This window comes from Pseudomonas sp. UC 17F4, from assembly GCF_900101695.1.
Lineage (GTDB): Bacteria > Pseudomonadota > Gammaproteobacteria > Pseudomonadales > Pseudomonadaceae > Aquipseudomonas.
Genome location: NZ_FNKV01000001.1, coordinates 4,443,421 through 4,469,804, shown reverse-complemented (window position 1 = coordinate 4,469,804; position 26,384 = coordinate 4,443,421). Strand labels below are relative to the sequence as shown.

Annotated in this window: 30 protein-coding genes and 1 tRNA gene; 13 read left to right on the top strand and 18 right to left on the bottom strand. The window is 61.7% G+C overall.

The genetic code is table 11. The annotated features are described in order from the left end of the window. Window positions 1-35 precede the first annotated feature (35 nt). Window positions 36-743 carry an arginyltransferase gene (locus tag BLR26_RS20335; protein ID WP_045201401.1) on the bottom strand — a complete coding sequence of 236 codons (708 nt, stop codon included), beginning with the start codon at window positions 741-743 and terminating at the stop codon, window positions 36-38. 57 nt (window positions 744-800) lie between these two features. Beyond that, complete coding sequence (aat, locus tag BLR26_RS20330) at window positions 801-1,481, bottom strand: leucyl/phenylalanyl-tRNA--protein transferase (protein ID WP_093384897.1); 681 nt, start codon at window positions 1,479-1,481, stop codon at window positions 801-803. 325 nt (window positions 1,482-1,806) lie between these two features. Between aat and ftsK the strand changes: the two genes are divergently transcribed. The 6 genes from ftsK to cysG all read left to right on the top strand — a co-directional run bounded on the left by ftsK (window position 1,807) and on the right by cysG (window position 9,307). Beyond that, entirely contained in the window at window positions 1,807-4,218 is a 2,412-nt protein-coding gene (gene ftsK / locus BLR26_RS20325; RefSeq protein ID WP_045201403.1) for a DNA translocase FtsK, read from the top strand. Between the two features lie 63 nt (window positions 4,219-4,281). Next, window positions 4,282-4,905, top strand: a complete 624-nt coding sequence (gene lolA, locus BLR26_RS20320; RefSeq protein WP_045201404.1) for an outer membrane lipoprotein periplasmic chaperone LolA — start codon at window positions 4,282-4,284, stop codon at window positions 4,903-4,905. Between the two features lie 18 nt (window positions 4,906-4,923). Further along, window positions 4,924-6,249, top strand: a complete 1,326-nt coding sequence (locus tag BLR26_RS20315) for a replication-associated recombination protein A (RefSeq protein WP_045201405.1) — start codon at window positions 4,924-4,926, stop codon at window positions 6,247-6,249. Continuing rightward, on the top strand, window positions 6,246-6,620 hold the full coding sequence (crcB, locus tag BLR26_RS20310; RefSeq protein ID WP_093384894.1) for a fluoride efflux transporter CrcB: 375 nt from the start codon (window positions 6,246-6,248) through the stop codon (window positions 6,618-6,620). The genes BLR26_RS20315 and crcB overlap by 4 nt, the downstream gene beginning before the upstream one ends. A 17-nt stretch (window positions 6,621-6,637) precedes the next feature. Beyond that, a complete protein-coding gene (gene serS, locus BLR26_RS20305) occupies window positions 6,638-7,918 on the top strand; it encodes a serine--tRNA ligase (RefSeq protein WP_045201407.1) in 1,281 nt (426 codons plus the stop codon). Beyond that, the gene (gene cysG, locus BLR26_RS20300) at window positions 7,919-9,307 is read left to right on the top strand and encodes a siroheme synthase CysG (RefSeq protein WP_093384891.1); all 1,389 of its coding nucleotides are present in this window, start codon (window positions 7,919-7,921) and stop codon (window positions 9,305-9,307) included. Window positions 9,308-9,406: 99 nt separating this feature from the next. Here cysG and BLR26_RS20295 read toward each other — a convergent pair whose 3' ends face one another. The 8 genes from BLR26_RS20295 to BLR26_RS20260 all read right to left on the bottom strand — a co-directional run bounded on the left by BLR26_RS20295 (window position 9,407) and on the right by BLR26_RS20260 (window position 15,165). Further along, window positions 9,407-10,375, bottom strand: a complete 969-nt coding sequence (locus BLR26_RS20295; RefSeq protein WP_093384887.1) for a glutathione S-transferase family protein — start codon at window positions 10,373-10,375, stop codon at window positions 9,407-9,409. A 101-nt stretch (window positions 10,376-10,476) separates the two neighbouring features. Beyond that, window positions 10,477-11,451 carry a glycosyl transferase family protein gene (locus tag BLR26_RS20290; RefSeq protein ID WP_176794334.1) on the bottom strand — a complete coding sequence of 325 codons (975 nt, stop codon included), beginning with the start codon at window positions 11,449-11,451 and terminating at the stop codon, window positions 10,477-10,479. 14 nt (window positions 11,452-11,465) lie between these two features. After that, window positions 11,466-11,801, bottom strand: coding sequence for a TusE/DsrC/DsvC family sulfur relay protein (locus BLR26_RS20285; protein WP_093384880.1), 336 nt, complete (start codon window positions 11,799-11,801; stop codon window positions 11,466-11,468). Then, complete coding sequence (tusB, locus tag BLR26_RS20280; RefSeq protein WP_093384876.1) at window positions 11,798-12,097, bottom strand: sulfurtransferase complex subunit TusB; 300 nt, start codon at window positions 12,095-12,097, stop codon at window positions 11,798-11,800. The genes BLR26_RS20285 and tusB overlap by 4 nt, the downstream gene beginning before the upstream one ends. Next, window positions 12,097-12,456, bottom strand: a complete 360-nt coding sequence (gene tusC / locus BLR26_RS20275; protein ID WP_093384873.1) for a sulfurtransferase complex subunit TusC — start codon at window positions 12,454-12,456, stop codon at window positions 12,097-12,099. The genes tusB and tusC overlap by 1 nt, the downstream gene beginning before the upstream one ends. 1 nt (window position 12,457) lies before the next feature. Continuing rightward, the gene (gene tusD / locus BLR26_RS20270; protein ID WP_045201414.1) at window positions 12,458-12,850 is read right to left on the bottom strand and encodes a sulfurtransferase complex subunit TusD; all 393 of its coding nucleotides are present in this window, start codon (window positions 12,848-12,850) and stop codon (window positions 12,458-12,460) included. Window positions 12,851-12,943: 93 nt separating this feature from the next. Further along, window positions 12,944-14,323 (bottom strand): nucleobase:cation symporter-2 family protein, encoded by a 1,380-nt coding sequence (locus BLR26_RS20265; RefSeq protein WP_045201415.1) that lies wholly within the window; start codon window positions 14,321-14,323, stop codon window positions 12,944-12,946. 170 nt (window positions 14,324-14,493) lie between these two features. Beyond that, a complete protein-coding gene (locus BLR26_RS20260) occupies window positions 14,494-15,165 on the bottom strand; it encodes a Bax inhibitor-1/YccA family protein (protein WP_045201416.1) in 672 nt (223 codons plus the stop codon). A gap of 121 nt (window positions 15,166-15,286) precedes the next feature. On the opposite strand from BLR26_RS20260, the gene BLR26_RS20255 reads away from it, so the two are divergent. After that, window positions 15,287-15,374 (top strand) — tRNA-Ser (locus tag BLR26_RS20255). Between the two features lie 496 nt (window positions 15,375-15,870). Here the strand turns inward: BLR26_RS20255 and BLR26_RS20250 are convergent. After that, on the bottom strand, window positions 15,871-16,122 hold the full coding sequence (locus BLR26_RS20250) for a hypothetical protein (protein ID WP_093384870.1): 252 nt from the start codon (window positions 16,120-16,122) through the stop codon (window positions 15,871-15,873). 194 nt (window positions 16,123-16,316) lie between these two features. Here BLR26_RS20250 and BLR26_RS20245 point away from each other — a divergent pair, with 194 nt between their 5' ends. Further along, window positions 16,317-16,712 (top strand): SMI1/KNR4 family protein, encoded by a 396-nt coding sequence (locus tag BLR26_RS20245; protein ID WP_093384867.1) that lies wholly within the window; start codon window positions 16,317-16,319, stop codon window positions 16,710-16,712. A gap of 164 nt (window positions 16,713-16,876) precedes the next feature. Here the strand turns inward: BLR26_RS20245 and BLR26_RS20240 are convergent, their stop codons facing one another. The 4 genes from BLR26_RS20240 to BLR26_RS20225 all read right to left on the bottom strand — a co-directional run bounded on the left by BLR26_RS20240 (window position 16,877) and on the right by BLR26_RS20225 (window position 18,745). Continuing rightward, window positions 16,877-17,137: a DUF6429 family protein gene (locus BLR26_RS20240; RefSeq protein WP_093384861.1), complete on the bottom strand. Its 261-nt coding sequence runs from the start codon at window positions 17,135-17,137 to the stop codon at window positions 16,877-16,879. A 126-nt stretch (window positions 17,138-17,263) separates the two neighbouring features. After that, window positions 17,264-17,740 carry a GNAT family N-acetyltransferase gene (locus tag BLR26_RS20235; protein WP_093384857.1) on the bottom strand — a complete coding sequence of 159 codons (477 nt, stop codon included), beginning with the start codon at window positions 17,738-17,740 and terminating at the stop codon, window positions 17,264-17,266. Between the two features lie 58 nt (window positions 17,741-17,798). Continuing rightward, window positions 17,799-18,053, bottom strand: coding sequence for a Pathogenicity locus (locus BLR26_RS20230; RefSeq protein WP_093384853.1), 255 nt, complete (start codon window positions 18,051-18,053; stop codon window positions 17,799-17,801). Between the two features lie 35 nt (window positions 18,054-18,088). Beyond that, complete coding sequence (locus BLR26_RS20225) at window positions 18,089-18,745, bottom strand: histidine phosphatase family protein (RefSeq protein ID WP_093384849.1); 657 nt, start codon at window positions 18,743-18,745, stop codon at window positions 18,089-18,091. Between the two features lie 120 nt (window positions 18,746-18,865). On the opposite strand from BLR26_RS20225, the gene BLR26_RS20220 reads away from it, so the two are divergent. Together BLR26_RS20220 and BLR26_RS20215 are read left to right on the top strand one after the other, a co-directional pair. Then, a complete protein-coding gene (locus BLR26_RS20220; protein WP_045201655.1) occupies window positions 18,866-19,048 on the top strand; it encodes a hypothetical protein in 183 nt (60 codons plus the stop codon). A 35-nt stretch (window positions 19,049-19,083) separates the two neighbouring features. Continuing rightward, entirely contained in the window at window positions 19,084-19,764 is a 681-nt protein-coding gene (locus BLR26_RS20215; protein WP_143013298.1) for a hypothetical protein, read from the top strand. A 95-nt stretch (window positions 19,765-19,859) separates the two neighbouring features. Here the strand turns inward: BLR26_RS20215 and BLR26_RS20210 are convergent, their stop codons facing one another. Beyond that, window positions 19,860-22,292 carry a membrane-bound PQQ-dependent dehydrogenase, glucose/quinate/shikimate family gene (locus BLR26_RS20210; RefSeq protein ID WP_093384841.1) on the bottom strand — a complete coding sequence of 811 codons (2,433 nt, stop codon included), beginning with the start codon at window positions 22,290-22,292 and terminating at the stop codon, window positions 19,860-19,862. Window positions 22,293-22,599: 307 nt separating this feature from the next. Here BLR26_RS20210 and BLR26_RS20205 point away from each other — a divergent pair, with 307 nt between their 5' ends. From BLR26_RS20205 to BLR26_RS20195, 3 genes are all read left to right on the top strand, one after another. Beyond that, complete coding sequence (locus tag BLR26_RS20205) at window positions 22,600-23,598, top strand: hypothetical protein (protein ID WP_143013297.1); 999 nt, start codon at window positions 22,600-22,602, stop codon at window positions 23,596-23,598. A gap of 55 nt (window positions 23,599-23,653) precedes the next feature. Beyond that, window positions 23,654-24,118 carry a hypothetical protein gene (locus tag BLR26_RS20200; protein ID WP_052676574.1) on the top strand — a complete coding sequence of 155 codons (465 nt, stop codon included), beginning with the start codon at window positions 23,654-23,656 and terminating at the stop codon, window positions 24,116-24,118. Window positions 24,119-24,198: 80 nt separating this feature from the next. Beyond that, on the top strand, window positions 24,199-24,531 hold the full coding sequence (locus BLR26_RS20195; protein ID WP_045201648.1) for a hypothetical protein: 333 nt from the start codon (window positions 24,199-24,201) through the stop codon (window positions 24,529-24,531). Here BLR26_RS20195 and BLR26_RS20190 read toward each other — a convergent pair. Both BLR26_RS20190 and BLR26_RS20185 read right to left on the bottom strand, forming a co-directional pair. Next, window positions 24,528-24,863: a hypothetical protein gene (locus BLR26_RS20190; RefSeq protein ID WP_143013296.1), complete on the bottom strand. Its 336-nt coding sequence runs from the start codon at window positions 24,861-24,863 to the stop codon at window positions 24,528-24,530. The two genes, BLR26_RS20195 and BLR26_RS20190, sit on opposite strands and share 4 nt — an antisense overlap. Before the next feature lie 139 nt (window positions 24,864-25,002). After that, the gene (locus tag BLR26_RS20185; RefSeq protein WP_093384833.1) at window positions 25,003-26,382 is read right to left on the bottom strand and encodes a DUF1329 domain-containing protein; all 1,380 of its coding nucleotides are present in this window, start codon (window positions 26,380-26,382) and stop codon (window positions 25,003-25,005) included. Between the last annotated feature and the right edge of the window lie 2 nt (window positions 26,383-26,384).

Sequence of the window (26,384 nt, the reverse complement as noted above, 5' to 3'; positions counted from 1 at the left end):
ATTGTGCCCGAAAAATGGCCTTCAAGCCAATGATTTCAGTTCAACGTCACCCAACGTTGATTGATCAGCAGCTCGATGGGGCGGTACTGGGTCTTGTAGTTCATCTTTTTGCAGTTCTTGATCCAGTAACCGAGGTAGACCGCGTCCAGGCCCAGGCGCAGGGCTTCGGTGATCTGCCAGAGGATGGCAAAGCGCCCCAGGCTGCGCCGCTCTTCGTCCGGCTCGTAGAAGGTGTACACCGCCGACAGGCCGTTGGGCAGCAGGTCGGTGACCGCCACGGCCAGCAGGCGGCCGTCCAGGCGAAACTCGTAAAAGCGTGAAAACGGCAGATCGCGGACCAGGAAGGTGGAAAACTGGTCGCGGCTTGGCGGGTACATGTCGCCATCGGCGTGGCGCTGCTCGATGTAGCGCCGGTACAGCTCGAAGTATTCCTCCTTGAACGCCGGACGGGCGGGCGTCACGGTGATGTCGGCGTTGCGCTTGAGGATGCGTTTTTGCTGGCGGTTGGGCAAAAAGCGCGCAGCCGGGATCCGCGCCGGCACGCAGGCGTTGCAGTTCTGGCAGTGCGGGCGATACAGGTGGTCGCCGCTGCGCCGGAAGCCCATTTCCGACAGGTCTGCGTAGACGTTGACATCCATCGGCTGGCTCGGGTCGAGGAACAGCGTGGTGGCTTGCTCGTCTGGCAGGTAGCTGCAGGAATGGGGTTGAGTGGCATAAAACTTCAACCGCGCCAGCTCTGTCATGATCAACCCCTCGGGAGGTGCTTTTGTTTTAAGTGTAAGCCAGCTGGAAAAACTCGCCTAGCAAACCCAGCTGGCGCTGTTGGGCTGGTCGAGATAGCGCTGCAGGTAGTCGGCAAACGTGGCCCGGGCGATGGCGCGGGCGCCGAGGCTGTGCAGGTGGTCGGTAGGCATCTGACAGTCAATCAGGACGAATCCTGCCTGTTGCAGGTGCTCGACCAGCGCCACGAAGCCGACTTTGGAGGCGTTGTCGGCGCGGCTGAACATCGATTCGCCGAAAAACAGCCGGCCCATGGCCAGGCCGTACAGGCCGCCCACCAGCTCGCCATCGCGGCGCACCTCGACCGAATGGGCAAAGCCCTGCCGGTGCAACTGCAGGTAGGCCGCCTGCATGCTGTCGGTGATCCAGGTGCCGTCGGCGTAGGCGCGCGGTGCGGCGCAGGCGTCGATTACCGCGGCAAAGTCCTGGTCGAAGCTGACCTGGTAGTGGCCCTGGCGGATGAACTTGCGCAGCGAGCGCGACACGTGCAATTCGTCGGGGAACAGCACGGTACGCGGGTCGGGCGACCACCAGAGGATCGGCTGGCCGTCCTGGTACCAGGGGAAGCAACCATGGCGATAGGCCTGCACCAGGCGCTCGGCGCTGAGGTCGCCGCCGGCGGCGAGCAGGCCGTTAGGGTCGCGCAGGGCTTTGTCCAGCGGCGGGAAGGTCAGGGTGTCGCGGCTCAGCCAGGTCAGCATCGTGGTCCAATGATGGAGGAGGGGAGGGCGCCTAGCATGGCCTGAAAAAGCCTCCCGGGACAAGCCTGCTCCTGCAGCGGTGATGCCGTCTGGCAACTTGCTTGGACGTTTGTTGTCACACTTGCACAAAAACACCGCATAAGCCTTTGTCACAAAAGAAAATGCGTGCTCAAATTGCTGTATAGGAAATTGGCCCCCGTTTACGCGTGTTCTGGCGTGCCGCCATGGCGGTAGGCGGGCAGTAATGTTAAAAGTAGTGGTTTGTTGACTGTTCTGTTGGGTCAATCACTGTTGGACGCGCAATGAGCGCAGGAATAGACGCGTTTTGAAGAAATCCACCGCAACACCCAGTCCCTTGCCCGTGCCGCTCTGGCGCCAGCAGCTGCACTATCGGCTCAAGGAAGGTGCGCTGATCGCCGTGGGCGCGCTGTGCCTGTACCTGTGGATGGCCTTGCTGACCTACGACCAGGCCGACCCGGGCTTCAGCCACACCAGCAACGTCGAGCAGGTGCAGAACGCCGCCGGCCGTGCCGGTGCCTACTTCGCCGACATCCTGTTCATGGTCCTGGGCTATTTCGCCTACATCTTCCCCTTGCTGCTGGCGATCAAGACCTGGCAGATCTTCCGCGAACGCCACCAGCCATGGCAGTGGAGCGGCTGGCTGTTCTCCTGGCGCCTGATCGGCCTGGTGTTCCTGGTGCTTTCGGGTGCGGCGCTGGCGCATATCCATTTCCATTCCGCCGCCAGCCTGCCGGCATCGGCCGGTGGCGCGCTGGGCGAAAGCCTTGGCGACCTGGCCAAGAACGCCCTGAACGTGCAGGGCAGCACGCTGATGTTCATCGCCTTGTTCCTGTTCGGCCTGACCGTGTTCACCGACCTGTCGTGGTTCAAGGTCATGGACATCACCGGCAAGATCACCCTCGACCTGTTCGAGCTGTTCCAGGGCGCCGCCAACCGCTGGTGGGAGGCGCGCAACGAGCGCAAGCGCCTGGTGGCGCAGCTGCGTGAGGTCGACGACCAGGTTCATGATGTGGTCGCCCCGGTAGCCCCTGACCGCCGCGAGCAGGCCAAGGCCAAGGAGCGCATCATCGAGCGCGACCAGGCCCTGAGCAAGCATGTTGCCGAGCGCGTGCAGCAACCGGCGCCGGTGATCATGCCGGCCCCGGCCAAGGCGCCGGAGCCGAGCAAGCGCGTGCAGAAAGAAAAACAGGCGCCGCTGTTCGTCGACAGCGCCATCGAAGGCACCTTGCCGCCGATCTCGATCCTCGATCCTGCCGAGAAGAAGCAGGTCAACTACTCGCCAGAGTCCCTGGCCGGGGTTGGCCACCTGCTGGAAATCAAGCTCAAGGAATTCGGCGTCGAAGTCTCGGTAGACTCGATCCACCCAGGCCCGGTGATTACCCGGTACGAAATCCAGCCGGCCGCTGGCGTCAAGGTCAGCCGCATCGCCAACCTGGCCAAGGACCTGGCCCGTTCCCTGGCCGTGACCAGTGTGCGCGTGGTTGAAGTGATCCCTGGCAAGACCACCGTCGGTATCGAGATTCCCAACGAAGACCGGCAGATCGTACGCTTCTCCGAAGTGCTGTCGTCGCCGCAATACGACGAAGCCAAGTCGCCGGTGACCATGGCCCTGGGCCACGACATCGGCGGCAAGCCGGTGATCACCGACCTTGCGAAGATGCCGCACCTGCTGGTGGCCGGTACCACCGGTTCCGGTAAGTCGGTGGGCGTCAACGCCATGATCCTGTCGATCCTGTTCAAGTCGGGCCCGGAAGACGCCAAACTGATCATGATCGACCCGAAAATGCTCGAGCTGTCGATCTACGAAGGCATTCCGCACCTGCTCTGCCCGGTGGTCACCGACATGAAGGACGCCGCCAACGCCCTGCGCTGGAGCGTCGCCGAGATGGAACGGCGCTACAAGCTGATGGCGGCCATGGGCGTGCGTAACCTGGCCGGCTTCAACCGCAAGGTCAAGGATGCCGAAGAGGCCGGCGAGCCGATCTACGACCCGATGTTCAAGCGCGAAAGCATGGACGACGTGCCGCCGCTGCTGAAAACCCTGCCGACCATCGTTGTAGTGGTCGACGAGTTTGCCGACATGATGATGATCGTCGGCAAGAAGGTTGAAGAGCTGATCGCGCGTATCGCCCAGAAGGCCCGTGCCGCCGGTATCCACCTGATTCTCGCCACCCAGCGGCCATCGGTGGACGTGATTACCGGCCTGATCAAGGCCAACATCCCGACGCGGATGGCCTTCCAGGTATCGAGCAAGATCGACTCGCGGACCATCATCGACCAGGGCGGCGCCGAGCAGTTGCTGGGCCACGGTGACATGCTCTACATGCCGCCGGGCACCAGCCTGCCGATTCGCGTGCATGGCGCTTTCGTCTCCGATGACGAGGTGCATCGCGTGGTCGAGGCCTGGAAGCTGCGAGGCGCCCCGGACTACAACGACGACATCCTCAGCGGCGTCGAAGAGGCCGGCAGCGGCTTCGACGGCGGCAGTGGCGGTGGTGACGGCGACGATGCCGAAACCGACGCGCTGTACGATGAAGCCGTGCAGTTCGTGCTGGAAAGCCGCCGGGCCTCCATCTCCGCCGTACAGCGCAAGCTGAAGATCGGCTACAACCGCGCCGCGCGGATGATCGAGGCGATGGAGATGGCCGGTGTGGTCACCGCCATGAACACCAACGGTTCGCGCGAAGTGATTGCCCCCGGGCCGTCCCGCGACTGATGATCCAACCTGCTGGCGGCCAGTGACGGCCGTCGGCCCCTTCATACTGCAACGAGGATTTCCATGCGCCTGATTCGCATGCTGTTGGTTTCCGCTATGGCCCTGTCCAGCGCTTCGGCAATTGCCGCCGAGGCCGATGCGGCGCGCCTGACCCAGTTGCTGGACAAGTCCAAAACCATTAGCGCCAATTTCTCCCAGCTGACCCTCGATGGCACCGGCACCCAGTTGCAGGAAACCACCGGGCAGATGGCCGTGCAGCGCCCGGGCCTGTTCTACTGGCACACCGACGCGCCACAGGAGCAGGTGGTAGTCTCGGACGGCAAGAACGTCACATTGTGGGACCCTGACCTGGAACAGGCTACCATCAAGAAACTTGACCAGCGTTTGACCGAAACCCCGGCACTGCTGCTGTCCGGTGACGTCTCGAAGATCAGTCAGAGCTTCGACATCACCTCCAAGGAGCAGGGCGAGGTCATGGATTTCGTACTCAAGCCGAAAACCAAGGACACCCTGTTCGACTCGCTGCGCCTGTCGTTCCGTCGTGGCCTGGTCAATGACATGCAACTGATCGACAGCGTCGGCCAGCGCACCAACATCCTGTTCACCGGGGTGAAGGCCAACGAGCAGATCCCGGCCAGCAAGTTCAAGTTCGACGTGCCCAAGGGCGCTGATGTGATCAAAGAGTAAGAGGTCAAGCCGCCGTTCATGGACCTGTTTCGTAGCGACCCCGTAGCCCAGCCCCTGGCCGCGCGCCTGCGCCCGGCCAACCTGGACGAGTACGTTGGCCAGGAGCACCTGCTGGCCCGCGGCAAGCCGCTGCGCGAGGCACTGGAAGCGGGCGCGCTGCACTCGATGATCTTCTGGGGCCCGCCCGGGGTCGGCAAGACCACCCTGGCGCGGCTGCTGGCGCAGTTCTGCGACGCCCACTTCGAGACCGTTTCGGCGGTGTTGGCCGGGGTCAAGGAAATCCGCCACGCGGTGGACATCGCCAAGCAGCAGGCGGGGCAGTACGGGCGCCGGACGATTCTGTTCGTCGATGAAGTGCACCGCTTCAACAAGTCCCAGCAAGATGCCTTTCTGCCCTATGTGGAAGACGGCACGCTGATCTTCATCGGCGCCACCACCGAGAACCCCTCGTTCGAGCTCAACAACGCGCTGCTGTCGCGGGCGCGGGTGTATGTGCTCAAAAGCCTCGATGAAGCGGCGCTGCGCAAGCTGGTCAACCGCGCCCTGACTGAAGAGCGCGGCCTGGGCAAGCGCCAGTTGCGGGTCGGCGACGAAGCCTTCCAGATGCTCATGGCCGCCGCCGATGGCGATGGCCGGCGCATGCTCAACTTTCTTGAAAACGCCTCGGACCTGGCCGAAGACGGCGGCGAAATCGGCGTCGAGCTGCTGCAGAGCCTGCTCGGCGACAGCCGCCGGCGTTTCGACAAGGGCGGCGAAGCCTTCTATGACCAGATCTCGGCGCTGCACAAATCAGTGCGCGGCTCCAACCCCGACGGCGCCCTGTACTGGTTCGCGCGCATGCTCGATGGCGGCTGCGACCCGCTGTACATCGCCCGCCGCGTGGTGCGCATGGCCAGCGAAGACATTGGCAACGCCGACCCCCGCGCCCTGAGCCTGTGCCTGGCGGCCTGGGACGTGCAGGAGCGCCTGGGCAGCCCCGAAGGCGAGCTGGCGGTGGCCCAGGCCATTACCTACCTTGCCTGCGCACCGAAGAGCAACGCAGTGTACATGGGCTTCAAGACCGCCCTGCGCGAAGCCGGCGAGCACGGCTCGCTGGAAGTGCCGCTGCACCTGCGCAACGCGCCCACAAAACTGATGAAGCAACTGGGCTATGGCGATGAATACCGTTACGCCCACGACGAGCCGGATGCCTACGCTGCCGGTGAGGACTACTTCCCCGACAACCTCGCGCCGCGCCACTATTACCAACCGGTGCCGCGCGGCCTGGAACTGAAGATCGGCGAGAAGCTCAGGCACCTGGCCGAGCTCGACCGCAACAGCCCGCGGCAGCGGAGAAAACCATGATTGCGCTGATCGCCGCGGTCAGCGCCGGCGGCATCGCCGGTACCTTGCTGCGCTTTGCCACGGCCAATTGGGTCAACGCGCACTGGCCACGCCACTTCTATCTCGGTACGCTGGCGGTCAATCTGCTCGGCTGCCTGCTGATCGGCTTGCTCTACGGGCTGTTTGTGCATCGCCCGCTGGTGCCGGTCGAGCTGCGCGCGGGCCTGATCGTCGGCTTTCTCGGCGGTCTGACAACCTTTTCATCCTTTTCACTGGACACCGTGCGCCTGCTCGAAAGCGGGCAGGCGCCGCTGGCCTTCGGGTATGCCGGAGCCAGCGTATTGGGCGGGCTGCTCGCTACCTGGGCCGGCCTGTCTTTGACCAAATTCTGAACCAACGAGAGAACGATATGCTCGATTCCAAACTGTTACGCGGCCAACTTCAGGAAGTGGCGGACCGCCTGGCCTCCCGTGGCTTCAGCCTGGATGTCGCGCGCATCGAGGCCCTGGAAGAACGCCGCAAGGTGGTGCAGACCCGTACCGAACAACTGCAAGCCGAGCGTAACGCCCGTTCCAAATCCATCGGCCAGGCCAAGGCCAAGGGCGAAGACATCGCCCCGCTGATGGCGGACGTCGAGCGCATGGCGGGTGAACTTGCCAGCGGCAAGGTCGAGCTGGACGGCATCCAGGCCGAACTGGATGGCATCCTGCTGGGTATTCCCAACCTGCCGGATGACAGCGTGCCGGTCGGCGCCGATGAAGACCACAACGTCGAAGTGCGTCGTTGGGGCACCCCGCGCGCCTTCGACTTCGAGATCAAGGACCACGTGGCGCTCGGCGAGCTGACCGGCGGCCTGGACTTCGAAACCGCGGCCAAGCTGTCGGGCGCCCGTTTTGCCCTGCTGCGCGGCCCGATCGCGCGCCTGCACCGCGCCCTGGCGCAGTTCATGATCAACCTGCACACCAGCGAGCACGGCTACGAAGAAGCCTACACCCCGTACCTGGTCCAGGCCCCGGCGCTGCAAGGCACCGGCCAGTTGCCCAAGTTCGAGGAAGACCTGTTCAAGATCAGCCGCGACGGCGAAGCCGACTTCTACCTGATCCCGACTGCCGAAGTGTCGCTGACCAACATCGTGGCCGGCGAGATCCTCGACGCCAAGCAACTGCCGATCAAGTTCGTCGCCCACACCCCGTGCTTCCGTAGCGAAGCCGGTGCTTCGGGCCGCGACACCCGCGGTATGATCCGCCAGCACCAGTTCGACAAGGTCGAAATGGTACAGATCGTCGAGCCGGGCAAATCCATGGAAGCCCTCGAAGGCCTGACCGCCAACGCCGAACGCGTGCTGCAGGCCCTGGAGCTGCCATACCGGGTTCTGGCGCTGTGCACTGGCGACATGGGCTTCAGCGCGGTGAAAACCTACGACCTGGAAGTCTGGGTGCCAAGCCAGGACAAGTACCGCGAAATCTCCTCGTGCTCCAACTGTGGCGATTTCCAGGCCCGGCGCATGCAGGCGCGCTGGCGCAACCCGGAAACCGGCAAGCCGGAACTGGTGCACACCCTCAACGGTTCGGGCCTGGCAGTTGGCCGGACCCTGGTGGCGGTGCTCGAGAACTACCAGCAGGCCGACGGTTCGATCCGCGTGCCAGAAGTGCTCAAGCCGTACATGGGTGGCCTGGAGGTCATCGGTTAAATGGAATTCCTGCCGCTGTTCCACAAACTGCGCGGCAGCCGTGTGCTGATCGTCGGCGCAGGCGAGATTGCCCTGCGCAAATCGCGTCTGCTGGCCGACGCCGGGGCTGTACTGCGGGTCGTGGCGCCCGAGATCGAAGCGCAACTGGCCGAGCTTGCCCGGCACAGCGGTGGTGAAATCCTCAGCCGTGGTTACCAGCCTGGCGACCTCGACGGTTGCCAGCTGATCATTGCCGCCACCGACGACCAGGCGCTCAACGCCCAGGTCTCGGCCGATGCCCAGCAGCGCTGCGTACCAGTCAACGTGGTCGATGCACCGGCGCTGTGTTCGGTGATCTTCCCGGCTATTGTCGACCGTTCGCCATTGGTGGTGGCGGTGTCCAGCGGCGGCGATGCGCCGGTGCTGGCGCGGCTGATCCGGGCCAAGCTGGAAACCTGGATTCCCGCCGCCTATGGCGAGCTGGCCGGCCTTGGCGCGCGCTTTCGGCACAAGGTCAAGGCGCTGTACCCGGACGTCAATCAGCGTCGCGGTTTCTGGGAAGATGTCTTCCAGGGCCCGATCGCCGAGCGGCAACTGGCCGGGCAGGGCGCTGAAGCCGAGCGCCTGCTGCAAGCCAAGATCGACGGTGCCACTTACCAGGCGCCGGGCGAGGTGTACCTGGTCGGCGCTGGCCCCGGTGACCCGGACCTGCTGACCTTCCGCGCCTTGCGCCTGATGCAGCAAGCCGACGTGGTGCTCTACGATCGCCTGGTCGCCCCGGCGATCATCGAGCTGTGCCGCCGTGATGCCGAGCGTATCTACGTCGGCAAGCGCCGCGCCGACCACGCCGTGCCGCAAGCGCAGATCAACCAGCAACTGGTCGACCTGGCGCGTCAGGGCAAGCGGGTGCTGCGTCTGAAGGGCGGCGATCCGTTCATCTTCGGCCGTGGCGGCGAAGAGATCGAGGAGCTGGCGGCCCAGGGTATTCCGTTCCAGGTGGTGCCGGGGATTACCGCGGCCAGCGGTTGCTCGGCCTATGCCGGCATCCCGCTGACCCACCGCGACTATGCCCAGTCGGTGCGTTTCGTCACCGGTCACCTCAAGGACGGTACCAGCGACCTGCCCTGGCACGACCTGGTGGCACCGGCGCAGACCCTGGTGTTCTACATGGGCCTGGTGGGCCTGCCGACCATCTGTGCCGAGTTGATTCGTCACGGGCGTGCGGCCGATACCCCGGCGGCCCTGGTGCAGCAGGGCACCACGCCGAACCAGCGGGTGTTCACCGGCACCCTGGCCGACTTGCCCAAGCTTGTGGCCGAGCATGAAGTGCATGCACCGACCCTGGTGATCGTCGGCGAAGTCGTACAGCTGCGCGAGAAACTGGCCTGGTTCGAAGGCGCCCAGCCGTAGCCGCATCGCGGGTCAAGTCGGATCGCCGCACCGCCGCTCCTACAGGTTTTGTGGGAGCGGCGGTGCGACGCCTCGACTTGCCCCGCGATGAATCCACCCTTATTCCCCGGCCTTGCGCCAAATCCCTCGCCCCACCAGCCGCTCCCGGTCATGCCCCAGCTCAAAATCCTGCAACGGCCCCTTGGGCACAATCCCGTTCGGATTGATGGTCTTGTGGCTCATGTAGTAATGCTTCTGGATATGCTCGAAATTCACCGTCTCGGCGATCCCCGGCCACTGGTACAGCTCCCGTAGCCAGTTCGACAGGTTCGGGTAATCGGCAATGCGCCGCAGGTTGCACTTGAAGTGTCCGTGGTACACCGCGTCAAAGCGAATCAGCGTGGTGAACAGCCGCCAGTCGGCCTCGGTCAGGTATTCCCCGGCCAGATAGCGCTGGGTGCCCAGCAGCCGCTCCAGATGATCCAGCTCGGCAAACACCTCGTCAAAGGCCTGCTCGTAGGCCGCCTGCGACGTGGCAAAGCCTGCCCGGTACACGCCATTGTTGACCGCCGGGTAAATCCGCTCGTTGAGTGCGTCGATCTGCTCGCGCAAGGGTTCGGGATACAGGTCCAGGCGATTGCCGGTCAGTTCGTCGAAGGCCGAGTTGAAGATGCGAATGATCTCTGCCGATTCGTTGTTGACGATGCGCTGCTCGTGTTTGTCCCACAGCACCGGCACCGTGACCCGGCCGCTGTAGTGTGGGTCGTCGCGGGTGTAGCGCTGGTGCAGGAAGTCCAGGTGCTCAAGCTTGTCACCGGTCGAGCCCTTGTTCTGGTCGAAAGTCCAGCCATGCTCGGCCATCAGCCAACTGACCACCGACACATCGATCAGGCTCTCAAGGCCCTTGAGCTTGCGAAAGATCAGGGTGCGGTGGGCCCAGGGGCAAGCCAGCGACACGTACAGGTGATAACGGCCGGCTTCGGCGCCGGGCAGGGCGTTCCGCCGCTGCGCGCTTTCGCGCTGGAAGGCGCCGTCTTTGCTGCTTTCATACCACTGGTCGTGCCAGCGTCCGTCGATCAACAGGCCCATGCTGAGCTCCTTGGCGATTCGTTCTGATATAGAACCCAGTGTACGGAGCTGGGTTCGAACGAATAGCGCAAAGTCCGGGCCTGTTTGATCGGCTCAGTCGATCAGTTGCGTTGGTCCCAATAGCGTTGGGCCTGGGCGAAGGCTTCCTCGCGGCAATGACCCAGGCCGCGCAAGGCCAGGGCCATGGTTGCGACCACGGCCAGTTCGCCGTAGCTGTTCTGCTCATCACCGCGCCACACGGCCAGCAACTGCTCGGGCTCCAGGCTCGCCGGTTTGACATGACGCTGGGCGGCCAGGGCCGGCCATTCTTCATCCCAGTCGATGCCATTGGCGGTGCCATACAGGTGGCTGCTGGTGTCCGGGTTGATCTCGATCTCACCGCCATCGCCCTTGACCACGATTGCCGTATCGCCGAGCAGGCGGCTGGCTTCGCGGTGAACCGCCTGGTAGCCGGGGTGGAAGATGCTCTGCAGGCCGCAGCGGGCGTTCAACGGGTTGAGCACCCGGGCCAGGGAGTGAATCGGCGAACGCAGGCCCAGGGTGTTGCGCAGGTCGATCATCCGTTGCAGGCGCGGGGCCCAGTCTTGCAGCGGGATGAACGCCAGCATGTGGCTTTCCAGCGCTTCAGACACTGCATTCCAGTCCCGGCACAGCGGAATCTGCAGCAGCGCCAGCACTTGCTCGGTGTACAGCCGCCCGGCGGTGTGCGCGCCGCCGCCGTGCAGGAGGATGCGCACGCCATTGGCCGCCAGGCACTTGGCAGCCAGCAGGTACCAGGGCAGGTGGCGTTTTTTGCCGGCGTAACTTGGCCAGTCGAGATCAACCTCAATCGGCGGTGCCTGCAAACGCTGGCGCAGGGCCTCGGTGAAGCCGGCCAGTTCCTCAGGGCTTTCTTCCTTGTGGCGCAGCAGCATCAGGAAGGCGCCGAGCTGGGTTTCCTCGACCTTGCCATCGAGCAGCATGCCCATGGCTTCGCGGGCTTCCTCGCGGCTCAGGCCACGGGCGCCGCGCTTGCCCTTGCCAAGAATGCGCACGAACTGGGCAAACGGGTGCTCGGCCGGGGTTTCGGTGATCAACGGGCTGTGTTCGGTCATATGCAATTGGTCGGCTTCGGCAGGCCCGCAAGTTTCGCGGCGAGTTTGGCGGGGGTGCCCTTGAACAGGCGGTTCAGGTGCAGGCTGTTGCCTTTGTCCGCGCCCAGCTTGAGCGCGGTGTACTTGATCAGCGGGCGGGTGGCCGGCGACAGCTCGAACTCCCGGTAGAAGTCGCGCAACAGGTTCAGCACCTCCCAGTGTTCGGCGGTCAGCTCAAGCTCTTCATGGGCGGCGAGGGCGCTAGCGACCTCCTCGGACCAATCACCCAGCTCGAGCAGGTAGCCGTCTTTATCCAGGGCGATGCTGCGCTCGCCGACAGTCAGGGTACTCATAGCCAGCTGTTGACCTTGTCATAGTGCAGCGACAGCTCGACGAAGGCCGGGTAGTCGATGGCCTTGCCCAGCTCACTGAGGACGATGGCGCGGGCCTGCAGGTCTTCGTCCAGGGCGAACAGGCGCCCGTCCAGGTGGCTGGCCTGCAGGCTGCGCAGCGGTTCGCTGCCGGGCTGCAGGGCATACACCGCATCACCGCACAGCAACAGGCCGTCGGCGCTGCCGAGCAGGCGCAGGCAGCTGCTCAGGCGGTTATCGCCAAATGGCGAGTGGGAAATCACGTGCAAGGTGCTCATCAGAGGGTCACCACCTGGTCGAAACGGTCGATCAACGCCGCAAGCGCGGCGTCATCCAGCACCTGCACTGGCAGGCTCAGGGCGTCGGCAGCAAGGCCGCGCTCTTGCAGGCAGCTAGCGGCGGCAAACAGTTCCTCGACGCCAAACATCGGCAGGGCCTGCAGGTTGGCCGCCAGGTTCTTCTGCTGCAGCTGGGCCGGTTGCTGGCCGGAGGCGAGCTGGAACACGCCATCATCGAGAAACAGCATGCCCAGCGGCAAATCGAAGGCACCGCCGGCCAGGGCGATATCCAGCGCCTCGCGGGCGGACGGCCCGGCCCAGGGTGCCTGGCGGCTGATAATCAGCAAGGACTTGGCCATTTCAATCGCCTCCAAAGCACATCAGCCGATCGGCGCCTTGCGCCGCTTCATGCAACTGGCCAAGCCCCGACAACTCCCACGGCGCCGGTAGGTTGACCGCCGGGCGCTGGTAGCGCTGGGCTTCCTCGGCGTTGAGCACGCCACGGCGCAGGGCGGCGGCGATACACACCACGGCATCGAGCTGCTGCGCGCTGACGAACGCGCGCCATTCGGCGGCAAGGTCCAGTTCATCCTGGGGCGCCACGACATTGCCCGAGGCGCTGTGCACACCGTCCTGATAGAAAAACAACCGGACAATCTCATGCCCGCCAGCAACCGCCGCCTGGGCAAAACGCAGGGCGCGGCGCGAGGAGGGCGCATGGGCCGGAGAAAAAACCGCAATGGCGAACTTCATGGAAGGCTCTTTCAGCAAATCTGCGGGAATGATAAAGCAAAAAGCCCGCTCCTGTTGGAGCGGGCTTGACCCACGATGGGGGCAACCTCAATCTCAGGCCTTGTCTTTATGCTCCGGCAAGAACCAGTTCAGCACCAGGGCACAAATCCCCCCGGTGGCTACCCCCGACTCCAGCACATTACGCAGCGCCGACGGCATGTGCGCGAGGAACTCCGGCACCTGTGCCACGCCCAGGCCCAGCGCCAGCGACACGGCAATGATCAGCAACGCGCGACGATCCAGGCTGATGCTGGCAAGGATATTGATCCCCGAAGCCGCCACCGCGCCGAACATCACCATCGCCGCCCCCCCGAGCACCGGCTCCGGCACCGCCTGGATCACCCCGGCCACGCTCGGGAACAGGCCAAGAATCACCAGCATCGCCGCAATCCACACACCAATATGACGGCTGGCAATGCCGGTCAGCTGAATCACGCCATTATTCTGGGCAAAGATCGAGCTCGGGAAGGTATTGAACACCCCGGCCAGCAGCGAGTTGGCGCCGTTGACCAGCACCCCGCCCTTGATCCGCTGCATCCACAGCGGGCCTTCCACTGGCTGGCGCGAAACCTTGCTGGTCGCGGTCACATCACCAATGGCTTCCAGCGATGTAACCAGGTAAATCACCAGCATCGGAATAAACAGCGCCCAAGAGAAGCCCAGACCGAAATGCAGCGGTACCGGCACCTGGAACAGCGCGGCTTCGTGCATGCCGGTGAAATTCAGGCGGCCCAGGTAGCCGGCCAGGGCATAGCCCACGGCCAGGGCGATAACGATGGCGCAGCTGCGCATCCACACCACCGGAATACGGTTGAGAATGACGATGATCGCCAGCACCACGCCCGACAGCAGCAGGTTCTCGCCATTGGCAAAGGTACCGTTGCTCATCGCCGCAAAGCCGCCACCCATGCTGATCAGGCCGACCTTGATCAGGGTCAGGCCGATCATCAGCACGACGATCCCGGTCACCAGCGGAGTGATCAGGCGTTTGACGAACGGCAGAATGCGCGAAATGCCCATCTCCACGAACGAACCGGCGATCACCACACCAAAAATCGCCGCCATCACACCTTCAACCGGCGTGCCTTGCTTGACCATCAACGCGCCACCGGCGATCAACGGCCCGACAAAGTTGAAACTGGTGCCCTGCACAATCAACAGCCCGGCGCCGAACGGCCCGAAGCGGCGGCACTGCACGAAGGTAGCGATCCCCGAGATCACCAGCGACATCGACACAATTAGGTTGGTATCACGGGCCGAAACCCCCAGCGCCTGGCAGATCAGCAGGCCGGGGGTGACGATCGGCACAATGATCGCCAGCAGATGCTGCAATGCCGCCAGCATCGCAATCAACGGCCGCGGCCGGTCTTCAAGGCCGAGGACCAGTTCATTGGCCTGCGCGGGTGCGCCGGGTCCTTGCTCGATTGAACTCATGGGAGTGCTGCCCCGGAAGAAAAAAGGAGCGCATTCTACGGGGCCGCACTCGTTTACGGTAGTGCGGGAGCTGGCTTTGCCAGCGATGCAAGGCAAAGCCTTGGCAAACCCCGGCCACAAAAAAGCCCGCCGAAGCGGGCTTTCTCTTAAAACATCACACCAACAACCAATCAGTCATCGCGACCCATCAGGCCGAACAGCTGCAGCAGGCTGACGAACAGGTTGTAGATCGATACATACAGGCTGATGGTCGCCATGATGTAGTTACGCTCGCCACCGTGGATGATCGCGCTGGTCTGGAACAGGATGCATACCGACGAGAACAGCACGAAACCGGCGCTGATCGCCAGTTGCAGGCCGCTGATCTGGAAGAAGAAGCTGGCAACCACGGCACCCAGCAGCACGAAGAAGCCTGCAGTGATGAAGCCGCTGAGGAAGCTCATGTCCTTGCGGGAGATCAGCACATAGGCCGACAGACCACCGAACACCAGGGCGGTCATGGCAAATGCCGAGCTGACCACCTCGGCGCCACCGGCCATGCCCAGGTAACGGTTGAGGATAGGGCCGAGCAAAAAGCCCATGAAACCGGTGAGGGCGAAGGTAGAGACCAGGCCCCAGACCGAATCACGCAGCTTGTTGGTGAGGAAGAACAGGCCATAGAAGCCGATCAGCACCACGAAAATGTTCGGGTAGCCGACGCGCATCTGCTGCGCCACATAGGCCATGACGCCACTGAAGGCGAGGGTGATAGCCAGCAACCCGTATGTGTTACGCAGGACGCGGCTGACCTCCTGCTGCTCGACCTGCTGGCCGTGATTGACGGCGTAATCCTGTTCGCGCATGGCGACACTCCTGTGGGTTTGAAACGTTCAGATGCAAAGATCATAACAGAGCCGCGCAAAGCAGCCACATAGAGAGTTTGACAGCTTGTTTCATTTCGGTATTATGGCGCCCGCAATACGAGGAAGCGTGGCCGAGTGGTTTAAGGCAACGGTCTTGAAAACCGTCGATGGGCAACTATCCTAGAGTTCGAATCTCTACGCTTCCGCCATCTTCAAAGCCCTGATTAGTCAGGGCTTTTTGCGTTTCCGAGGGTCGAAAAATAGGGCCTCGGGAACACGCTTGGGAATATCGCTTCCAATTCGGCTTGGAATCGCTTCGAAGACGTTCACTATTTTGCCTTCTGTGTGCGCGCCCCCTTCTCCGAAATCATGTCCGTTTCGTTTAGACCAACCTAGCCGGGGTGGCGCGCTTCGTTGAAGTGGGTAATATGCTTCGCTTCCTTCTAGGCGGGAGAGCGGTCATGCGCCAAAGGCTGCAGCAGCTTCGAGAGTGGCTCACACCGCGTAGGCGGCTATGGATGGGCATAGCTCTGATTACAGTCACTATCGCTGTGCCAATTGTCAGTCCAGGAACCACCGTCAGTTGGCTTATCGGACCTGCGAGCGTTTTCTTCGTGGGTGCCTTTATGCCCGCTACGAACGGAAAATGATAAGGCGCTGGCGGGCATCCGGCAGATGGTTTTGGCGGTACCTTGGAATGTGAGTTTACCGGAATGGCAACTGCCTCGAGTCTGTCACCAGAACGGGCTGAATAAAGCCTTCGATGTCACCAGCCAGCCACGATTGTTCTGTTCTTGATAAGTAAAACTTAACGGCTGCGCCCGATTCGTCGGTCGACGCTACTGCGATCAATGTCTGCTGTGGATACTGTGTGCGCCACTGCTGAAACACTGCGTTGATCAACAGCAAGGCCTGTGCAAGATTATCGCCTGTGAGGTAGTTGAATTGACCCAGCATTCAACGCTTGTCTCGTCCGGGCGGAGCGATCGCTGAACAGTTCCAAGTCTTTTCTTGAAAGCGGCGTGAATCGCCTAACGCTACCACTGAAGGCAACTGGCCGATCATCGCTAGAAGGGAACGATTTGCCTCGCAGCATCACCCCAGACTCGCTAGGATGGGCTGAATTCGTATTTTTGCCAGGCGATGAGTGGATGTTCCAGGATTTAAAAAACAATTCCCCGCACGGGAGCATGCTAAGCAAACTCCAGCCTGTTGCCTCATCAATGCTTGCACACCTGAACGAATGCTATCCGTCTCTTCCCGAGGATTACAGCGCCTTCCTGAAGGAATTCGGAAGCGGAGCAGTAGGTGCGGATCAGCCGCTGTTCATTCTGTATGACGGTCTGCTGGCGCCGAATGAAATTTACGATGCTGACAGTGCCACCGCGCTGGAGGGAATTCTGTTGTTCGGTGATGACATGCAGGGCTACTGCGCAGGCTTCGATACCGACAACGCCTGGCAGGTAGTCGAGATTGATCCGCTCGATGGGCAGGCTCATGTAGTTGCCGCCAGTTTTCAGGAGTACCTGCGCGATCTGTTGAATTAGCGGCGAGGCTCTATTCCCTCCGCAGTTACCGTAGTTGTATTCAAGCGCTCGCATTTGCGAGAAGCCGACAGCGAACTGTAGTGGAGGGCGAAGCCTTTTGCTCGATCGCAGAGCACCAGGCGTTGTGCCAGGGGGCGTGTCGACTCATCCACGCGTGCATCCACTCAGATATCAGCGTTGGTTGCATGCACTGCTTGAGCTTTCACCCCAAATAACCGGTCAGCTATCTGCCGACCTCGCTCCAGCCCCTCCGCCGTCAACCAGATCGATTTACTCTTGTTTATCGGATCATTAATGAAGCCCTGCTCATGCAGTCGATTCATGATCTCGAAATCGAACCCTTTCCAGGCATTGCCATCGTCGGAACTAAAGGCTACCAACAGGGCAAGCACGGCATCTTCAATCAGTTTGTCGTCGTATTCCATGATCGTTGCTCCGCTCGTATTTGAGTATCGCGCATGAAATCCAGTAGCAATTGGCAGCCCTGCGCGGCGGTACGCAGAGCCAATAACAATGTACCATCAGAATCTCCGCCGTTTCTGCCACCAGCCTCAATCACCAGCAGATGCCCGAAGCCGATAGCTAACAAAGCGCACGCCATCCAAACAAACTTCCCCATCCGGCTGAAACCCTAACCAAAGCATCCCCTTGACCCGCGTTCTGCTAGGCGCAAGCAAAACGGTAACCGATTCCAGCCCAATCTCCTCAAAGGCTCGCCGAAGGATTTCAGCAAAAATCGCTCTGCCATGGCCCCAGTAATCTGGATGTAAAACCAGCGCCAGGTCCGCATCACCCTCGGTTAACTGCAGACCACCCCAGCCGGCAAACTTCTGATTCACCAAGAAAGCCCACGGGCCATAGCCATTAACCTGCCACTGCGACTCTTTCTCGGCGACCCACGCTGCGCATTTGGCTTCGTCAAAGTCGGGGCGGCCCAATGGCATGTGGCGCAAGACCCGCGAGTTGTTGTTGAGCTCGATGATGTCGGCGCTGCTGATTTCACTGAGTCGCTTGAATTGCAGGTCCATGCTTTGCCTTTTCCGCAATGTTTGATGCGCGGGTTTGCACTCGCGCAGGCCAACCAATCTAGCCGGCTGGCTTGAAACCAGCAGCCCCTTTCGCAAGCTCAACCGCAGCAGTAATCGCTGCTCGCGCTTGCGGGCTGTTCTTCCAGCAGGTCGAGCCCAGTGCCGCCGAGGCCTGAGCCAGTATGTCACTGACATCCGCATTGCCCAGTTCTGCCAGCGATTCAATCCCCATCTGTTCGAGCCGGGTAATGACAGTTGGGCCGACGCCCTTGAGGGCGAGCAATGCAGCGCGTTCGTTCGGTAAGAAGGGCATTTGCGAAATCCTTTTCTGGGTAGCTTGGGGAATGTTCAGGTATAGAAACACCGCAGCTTGGTTTGGGTCGATGCACAGACCTGTGCCTGAAACTTCGCATCGTCCGAATTCCAGCACAACGCGTAGCCACAACAATTGGGCACGTGGTTGGCAATCTCATATGCCCGCCATTGCGTCATTGCCTGGCCATCAATTGTCTCCGGCGTGTACTCAAGTAACCAGGCAACAGCATTGATGAACTGCCCATGGGAGAACACTGCAATATCCTGGGCAGGATGCGCGGCAAGTTGTTCCAGGAATGCCTTCGCCCGAGCCACGAAGTCCAAAAACGACTCCGCTCCGGCGCCATCCCTGAATGCCGGGTCTGATCTGGCCCAGTACGCTTCAACCCAGTTGCGACGTTGGGCCACTGTCGTGTCGGCACAGCGCGCAGGTTCTAGGTAGGTGAACTCTTGCACAGCCCAGGTTTCGAACGGCACGGCAGGGAAGGCGGTGGCCGTCGCCCTGGCGGTTGCCTGGGCTCGGAAGAATGGCGAGGCAACAATTAATTGCGGCGCCTGGGTGAACGAATGGGCCACCCGCTGCGCTTGTTCGATTCCCTTTTGAGTAAGGGCAATGCTCGCATGATCGCGACTGGCTTGGCCTGCGTTGGCAGCGCTTTCGCCGTGGCGAATCAGCTTGATGTGCTTCATTGACGACCTGTCTTTTCAACGTGAGTGTTGATTGTCCTGTTGCGCAGCATAACGGCAATCTGGTTTAAGATGGTGCATCATGGCTGACTGCCATGCAGCCATAAAACAAGGAGGTTTGACATGAGCAACCCAAGCAAAAAGCCTTTCATCCTGGCCGGCGCGCCACTGATTGCCATGGGCTCGGGCTTCATTGCCGTGGGGTTATCCGGGCAACCTGCATTTGCTTACACCGGTCTGGGCTTGTTAATACCCGGCATCGTACTGGTTGCGATCGAATTCTATTCGAGACGTCGACGGGCTTGAGTGAGCCGCGACAGCATTCGAAGATAAGGATATCCGTGCAAAACCCACAACCGACCGACCCCGCTGAATGCCCTGCAGCAAACCCGCCCGATACATTGATGAACTGGTCGATCAAGGCGCGCCTGATTGCGCCCAGGGACCTGCGCAATGGCATCCTGGCGATGACCATCGCAGTGCTCGGGGCGGCCGGTATGTTCAGTTGGCTGGGCGCCGACAAGTGGGTCTACGGGCTATGCGCGGTGATGTACGTCCTGATGCTGCTGTTATTAACGGTCAGAACCCACCTTTCATTCCAGCTCACCCGCGACGGCATAACCATCAGCAAGTACGTGCGCTCCGATCGCGCCGCCAGGATCACCATCGTCGTGGTTGTGGTAATCGAGGCGCTGCTGATGCTCTGGCTGGCGGTCGCAACCGGCACCTGGTGGCTGTTGCTGACGCCGCTGTTTATCGCTTATATCCTGTTCACTCGCGAGATGGTGCCGCCTTCGCCCGAAGCCTGTGCGAAACATGAACATGGCCCCGGGTGGGAGCAATATCGCTACCTGACCATCGACCGCAAGCGCCGGATCCTGGTCCCGCATATCAGTAACCTGTCCATCGGCTTCGAACTGCGCCTGCCCGACATAGCGATGTTCGAACAGTGCCTGGCGCTGTTGCGTGAGCTGTTACCTGCCGAGGTTGAGTATCTGGAGCGGGATTGGGAGTTTGCGTGATCTGCAGCGGGGCGGTTCAAACAGCCGCTCAAATGAACCCCTCAAAAAAACAATCCCCGAATACCGGGGATTATTTTTACGTGGCGCTAAGCAACTTATTGCTTCCCCGTTCCCTCCGGCAACGCATAAGCAATGATGTAGTCGCCCACATCCGGCGAATGGCTCATGCCGCCCGCCGAGATCACCACATATTGCCGGCCGGTGGCCGGCGACTGGTAGATCAACGGCGCCGCTACAGCCCCGACCGGCAGGCGGGCTTTCCACACTTCTTTACCGGTGGCCGAGTCGAGCGCGCGCAGGTAGTAATCCTGGGTGCCGGCAAAGAACACCAGGCCGGACGCCGTTGAGGTCGGGCCGCCAAGGGTCGGCATGCCCAGCGGGATCGGCAGGTGGGTTTTGATTCCCAGTGGTCCGGTGTCCTGGACAGTGCCCAGCGGCACTTGCCAGACCAGTTTCTGGGTATTCAGGTCGATGGCGCTCATGCTGCCAAACGGCGGGCTGTTGCACGGTACGCCCAGGGGGGATTGCAGAATATCGATTTTCACCCCGCCATAGATGCCGGCAACTTGCGGGCGAATGGTGCCCATGAAGCCAGGCACTTCATCGGTCGAGACTTTGAACTTCTTGGTGTTTTCCTTGGTGACCAGGGCCATGCGCAGTGGCACGCGCATGTCGTTGACGAACATCATGCCGGTGTTTTCGTCGATGGAAATACCACCCCAGTTCATGCCGCCCAACAGGCCCGGCCATTCGATGTAGGGTTTTTCGGTTGGCGGGGTAAAGGGGCCGACGTAGACGGAGTCCTTGAACATGATGCGGCAGTACAGCTGGTCGAAGGTGCTCACGCCCCACATGGACTTTTCAGTCAGTGGCTCTGCACCAATCACCGGCATGCCCACCGAGTGCGGTTGGGTGGGCGCCAGGTGTTCGCCTTCTGCAGCCGGTGCAGTCGGCACCGGGCGCTCCTGCACTTCGGTAACCGGCTGGCCGGTGCGGCGGTCCAGTACGAAGATGTTGCCGGTTTTACTGGTCTGGATCAGCACCGGGGTTTTTTCGCCCTGGGCATTCTTGATGTCGTACAGCACCGGCTGCGATGGCAGGTCATAGTCCCACACGTCGTGGTGAACGGTCTGGTAAACCCATTTCGCTTTGCCGGTCGAGGCATCGACGGCAACCACGGCCGAGCCATACTTTTCCTTGGCTTGGTTGCGGTCGCCACCCCAATAGTCGGGCGGGCCGTTGCCGGTTGGCAGGTAGACCAGGTTCAGGTCCTTGTCGAAAGTCGGGACGGTCCAGACGTTGGGGGTTTCCAGCGTGAAGGCGTGATCGGCGGCGGTGGTATCCGCATCCTCAGGCGCGCCGATATCCCAGGCCCACACCAGCGCACCGGTGAGTACGTCAAAGGCCCGCACCGCGCCGGAAGGTTCTTTGCCGACGATGTCGCGGACCCAGCCACCGACCACAGTGAGGTGGCCCATGACCACCGGCAGGGAGGTCGGGTGATAGCGCTTGCTGTTCTCGGTCGGGCCCATGCCTTTTTTCAGGTCGACGAAGCCGTTGTCGCCAAAGTTCGGGCACAGGCTGCCGGTGTGCGCATCGAGGGCAAACAAGCGCGCATCGACAGACGACACCAGAATGCGCTGACGGCATTGTTGCTGATCGTTGTAGGAGGCTTTGACCTCAGTGCTCAGGCTGTCGTCCTTGTCGATGTCGTAATAGCCCACGCCGCGGCAGGTGACGTGCTCTGCACTGCTGGCGTGCGGGTCGAATTTCCAGATCGGCTTGCCGCTGTCGCCGTCGAGGGCGGTGATCAGGTTTTCCGGGGTGCACGAATACAGCACGTTGCCGATCTGCAGCGGGGTGTTTTCGTCGACACCGGCGCCATTGCCGGTGGTCCTGCGGCCGGTGCGGTAGATCCACGCCACTTGCAGGTCCTTGACGTTGTCTGCGGTGATCTGGCTGAACGGCGCAAAGCGCGTGCCGGATGCACTGCGGCCAAAGAACTCCCAGTTTTCGGGTGCGGAGGCGGGCGCTTTGGGCGCGGGCGCACCGGTGCTGGCGACCGGGTTGGAGATCGCGCCGTGCGGATAGAACGCAGCAACGAAGGTTGCGATCAGCGCCGCAAACACGACAAAACCGCTGCCGTTGGCCAGGCGCCTAGTGTTCGCAGAGGTACCTGGGAACGCAGCACCGACCCACAGGCTCAGGGTCAGGATAATCGCCGGAACCACCAGGCGCGGCAGCAGTTGCCAGTAACTAAACTGGCCCACTTCGTAAAATGCCCAGGCACAGGTTGCAAGGGCGATAACCACGGAAAGGGTAATGCCACTGCGTTTGCGCCAGAAAAACAGTGCCGCCAGCAGTAAGTAGGCAAGGCCGGCGATCAAGTAATAAGTTGATCCTCCCAGTATCACCAGTTTGAGGCCGCCATATAGCAACGCCAGCGATATCACTAGAACCAGCAGGGAAAACAGCACGCTCGCGGTCGTGGCAAACTTCCGGGTTTGCGTTCGAGGGGCATCCGTCATTGTTTATACGTTCCGTTAGTCATAGGCATTGCACGCACGCAGTGCGCAAGGCTCAGGGGGAATTAAGTTGGCAGCATCAACGCCTGATAGGCAGCGCTGGTCAGCTGGGAAGCGGGGCAGGGGCTTGGCCTGGAAACTGATTTCAGTTTAGGCCGAGGGTGTTTGCGGATAAACGCCCGGGGCTGAGAAGCTTTATTGGTGAAACAGTAACAATGGCGTTTGCCGCACAAGCAATAAGCGCTAATGGCGGTTATCATCCGCGCCCGCAGGTGTACTGCGGATGTCTTGGTCAAGGAGCAGGCTTGTAATGAGTCGAAGTGCGGCAGGGAAGCTGATGATGGGTGCGGGTATCGGGTTGTGTGCACTGCTCGCTGTGGCCTTGTTCAAGGAGCCCAGGGTGGTGCTGGCACAGTTGCAGTTCCAGGGCGGTGCCCATCCTCGCGGTGACGCCGGGCAAGTGCACGAGGTTTACCGCCAGGCCGTCGAGCAGCTGTTGGCCACCCAGCACATCGATACGCAACGGCTGCAGATCGAACTCGATCCCCAGCACAGTGACACCCTTGTGCTGCGCGGCCCTGAGCCTGCCCTGAGCGCCGCGCAACGCCAGGCCCTGGCCGGCCAGTTCGATACCATCCTGCAGGCGCGCAAGTCGGTGGTCTCCAGCGTGCAATTGCGGCTGGACTACAGTCAGGCCAAGCGCCTGAATGCAGCAGGGAGGGAAATCGGCCCGGCGCCTGCCAACGTCGTCGCGATGGGGCGCAAGGTCATACCGCTGTGGTTCGACTTGCCCTACGAAACGAGCCTCGATACCCGCATCAGCGACAGCGAGCGGCGCCATGCCTTTGCCGGTAGCCGCACGGTCAAGGCCGAGGTGAGCTGCCAGCTCGACAGTTTCGTGCAGAGCGCCTTGCCGTTCGTCATTACCGGCTTCAAGGCCGATAGCGCGCAACTGGAAGGCGGCATGGACATTCTCACCCACGACAAGATGACCCTGCGCGTGCCTGCCAGCCTGTACTTTGACGACCGTGACTTGCGCGAGCGCCTCGAGGCGGGAGGGCTGAAGGTCAGCATGGGAAGCCAGATGTCCTACGGCAAGTTTCGCTCGACCTGGCTGACCATTGAGTTCGGATCACTCGGCGAGCATCCCTACCAGCCCTTTGATATGGCCGACGCCGGGCGCCAGGGCCTGCGCGAGATGTGTGGCGACTACGCGTATCAGGCCGGGCGGCCGTTTTCGTTCTACTACGGGGTAGGGCTGGACCGACTGCAAAAGGTCAGTTTTGCACCGCAGGTCGATGCTCGATGATCTAACCTCCTGTATCACGCAGAGCCACAAATGAATGGCGCACGGGAGCAATCGTATGGGCAGTGGATCACAGGCCACCGAGCAAAAATTTCCGTTTCCCAAAGAAGTCGTGCTCGAAGCGCTAGGCGAAGTCCTGCCGAATCTGGGGCTGCAAGCCACGCACGTCGACATGTTCATCGGCAGAATCGATGTGTCGGCGGGCATGTCGGCGTTTTCCTGGGGCGAACGGGTGACCATCGTAGTTGATGATCTGGAGCCGGGCGTTTGCGTTGTAAGAATCGAGTCGTCCTTGAAGGTCGGGGCGAACCTTCCTGGCAATCATCGGCACCATAAAAATTTCTCCAGGATCATTTATGCGCTGAGTGATTACCTTCAGCTCGGGGAGAAAGGAGAGAGAAAATCGAACCGGGCAGTTCTGGATCAACAACTAAGTCGTCGCAGCGAAGCTGCGTCCAGGGTGACGTCGATAGTGTGGGTGTGCCTGATAGCGGGAGTGGTTTCATTTTTCTGGTTTAGTTGAGTGCACTGAGTAAACCAGACTGCCGTGATAGAATTCGCCGCGCTTTACCCACCGTGTCATTGAAAGGACTCAGCAACGCCATGTACTTCCCGATTGAATTCTACAACGCCCTCACTTCGCAGTTCTGGACGCCGCTGCTGGCCGCCGTGCTCACCTGGATTCTGCTCTGGTTCCGCAGCCAGTCCTACGACGGCACCGGCGCCTGGACCCTGGGCTTGATCGTGGTGCTGTGCGCGGTGGCGTTCTTTCCCAATGGCTACCACGCGCTGTTCAACACCGGCCCGACCTTCTACAGCCATGACCGTATTTATGCGCCTGACTACTCGGCAAAGTTCAGCGCCGATGTGCTGCTGACCCTCGCCGGTATGTTGGTGGGCATGCTTGCGCGCAAAATCGTTATCAGCCTGCGCTAATCGCGAAACTTCACCACCTGGTTGCACTTGGGGCACTCGATCAGCTTCTGGGTGAAGACCTCGTGGGGCAGGAAGCCGCGGTGCATCAACAGCCCTTCACCCGGCTTGTACAGGTGGTGCATGGAGGTGTTGCATTCCGGGCAGCGCACGAACAGCGCGGTGAAGAAGAACAGGCAGAGGCTGACGATGGCAAACACTGCGTAGGTCTCGAAGTATCGCGTCGCATCACGGTCGAACAGCACCCAGATCATGTAGAGGCCGCCAGTCCAGATGCTGAGGTTGAGCTCCACCTGCATGGCGATGGCGAGAAAACGGTTCTTGAGGGGTTTCACCAGGATCATCCTTTGATCGTTCAAAGGCGGGGCCGCGCGCGGGGGTGCGCGGGCAGTACGGCGGCCATTGTACTTCGCCAGCAGCGAAAACGCCTGCTCCCGAGCGCAGCGCTCGGGAGCAGGGCGGCGTGCCTGGGGCTCAGCGGGTACCGAGCTTGCGTAGGTTGCCGGGGGTGAACTCGTCGGCGGCAAAGTTGCTGGCGTTGAGCTTGGCCGGCTTTTGCTCGTCGAGCAGGCGATCGACCAGGTAGGAGCCGGCGATCAGGTCGTGATAGATCCCCAGGCGCGCGTGGAAGCGCTGGATCTCATAGGCATACACCGAGGTCTGCATGTTGGTGCGCCACAGCTGGCCACGGGCGTCGAAGTTGTCGGCCAGGGTAGCCGCCCAGCTGTCTTCATCGATGTAGATCAGGCGCTTGGCATAGATGTGCCGGGCGGATGGCTTGAGGGTTGCCTGCAGCACCCACACCCGGTGTTTTTCATAGCGCATCAGCTCCGGGTTGATATGGCCGCTGGTAGAGAGGATCTGCGCGGTGTTCACCTCGGGGCTGTCGATCTTGTAGTTGTTGTAGGGGATGTAGATTTCCTTCTTGCCGACGATGCTCCAGTCGTAGCGGTCGGTGGCACCGTTGAACAGGCGGTCTTCATCGTAGACGCGAAAGCCGCCGGCACCGGTGGGCGAATCGTAGCCCACGGTCGGCGCCCGGCGTACCCGGCGCTGGCCCGGGGTGTATTGCCAGGCCTGGCGCGGCTGGGCGGCGGCGTTGATGAATTCGTGGCCGACGATGATCTCGCCTTTCTTGCGCACCGGCTCAAGGGTGGTGAGCAAAAAGTCGGTGAACACGCCGTTGACGCTTTGCGCGCTCTGCTTGGGGTCGGACCACAGCGAGTAGATCTTGTAGTTGACCTTCTCCAGGGCCTTGTTGTTGTCGGCATACACCACCACCTGCTGGTAGTTGGCCTCTTCGGTGACCGCCCGTGCCTGCATGTTGTGGTTGAGGATCAGCTCGTTGCCGTTCTTCGGGATCGGGAACGGCGAGGCGCCGAAGGCGTTGAGGGCATCGTTGCCGTCGGCGCTGAGGGTGGCGTTCAGTGCGTTGCGCTTGAGCGCATCTTCGCTGGCCTGGTCGACCCTGAAGTCCCGATGGCTGGGGTAGACCGGGATCTTGAACGAGTTGGGGTAGCGCTTGAACAGCGCCTTCTGGCCGTCGGTGAGGTTGGCGGCGTATTGCTCGACGTTCTGCGCGGTGATGGTGAACAGCGGTTTTTCGTCGGCGTATGGGTCGGGGTAGGGCGTGCCTGGGCCGGCGAATTTCAGATGCGGCGGCAGCCCGCGCCATTTGCCGGTCCAGGCCGGAATACTGCCATCGGCGTTGCCGGCGCGCTCGGCGCCGACCGGGGTCAGGTCCTGGCCCAGGCGCGCGGCATCGTTATTGCTGACATTGGCGTGGGCCAGGCTTGCGCCGAGCAGGGCGGCCGCCAGGGTGGTGCGCAACCAGGGATGCGTGAGAGTAGACATGC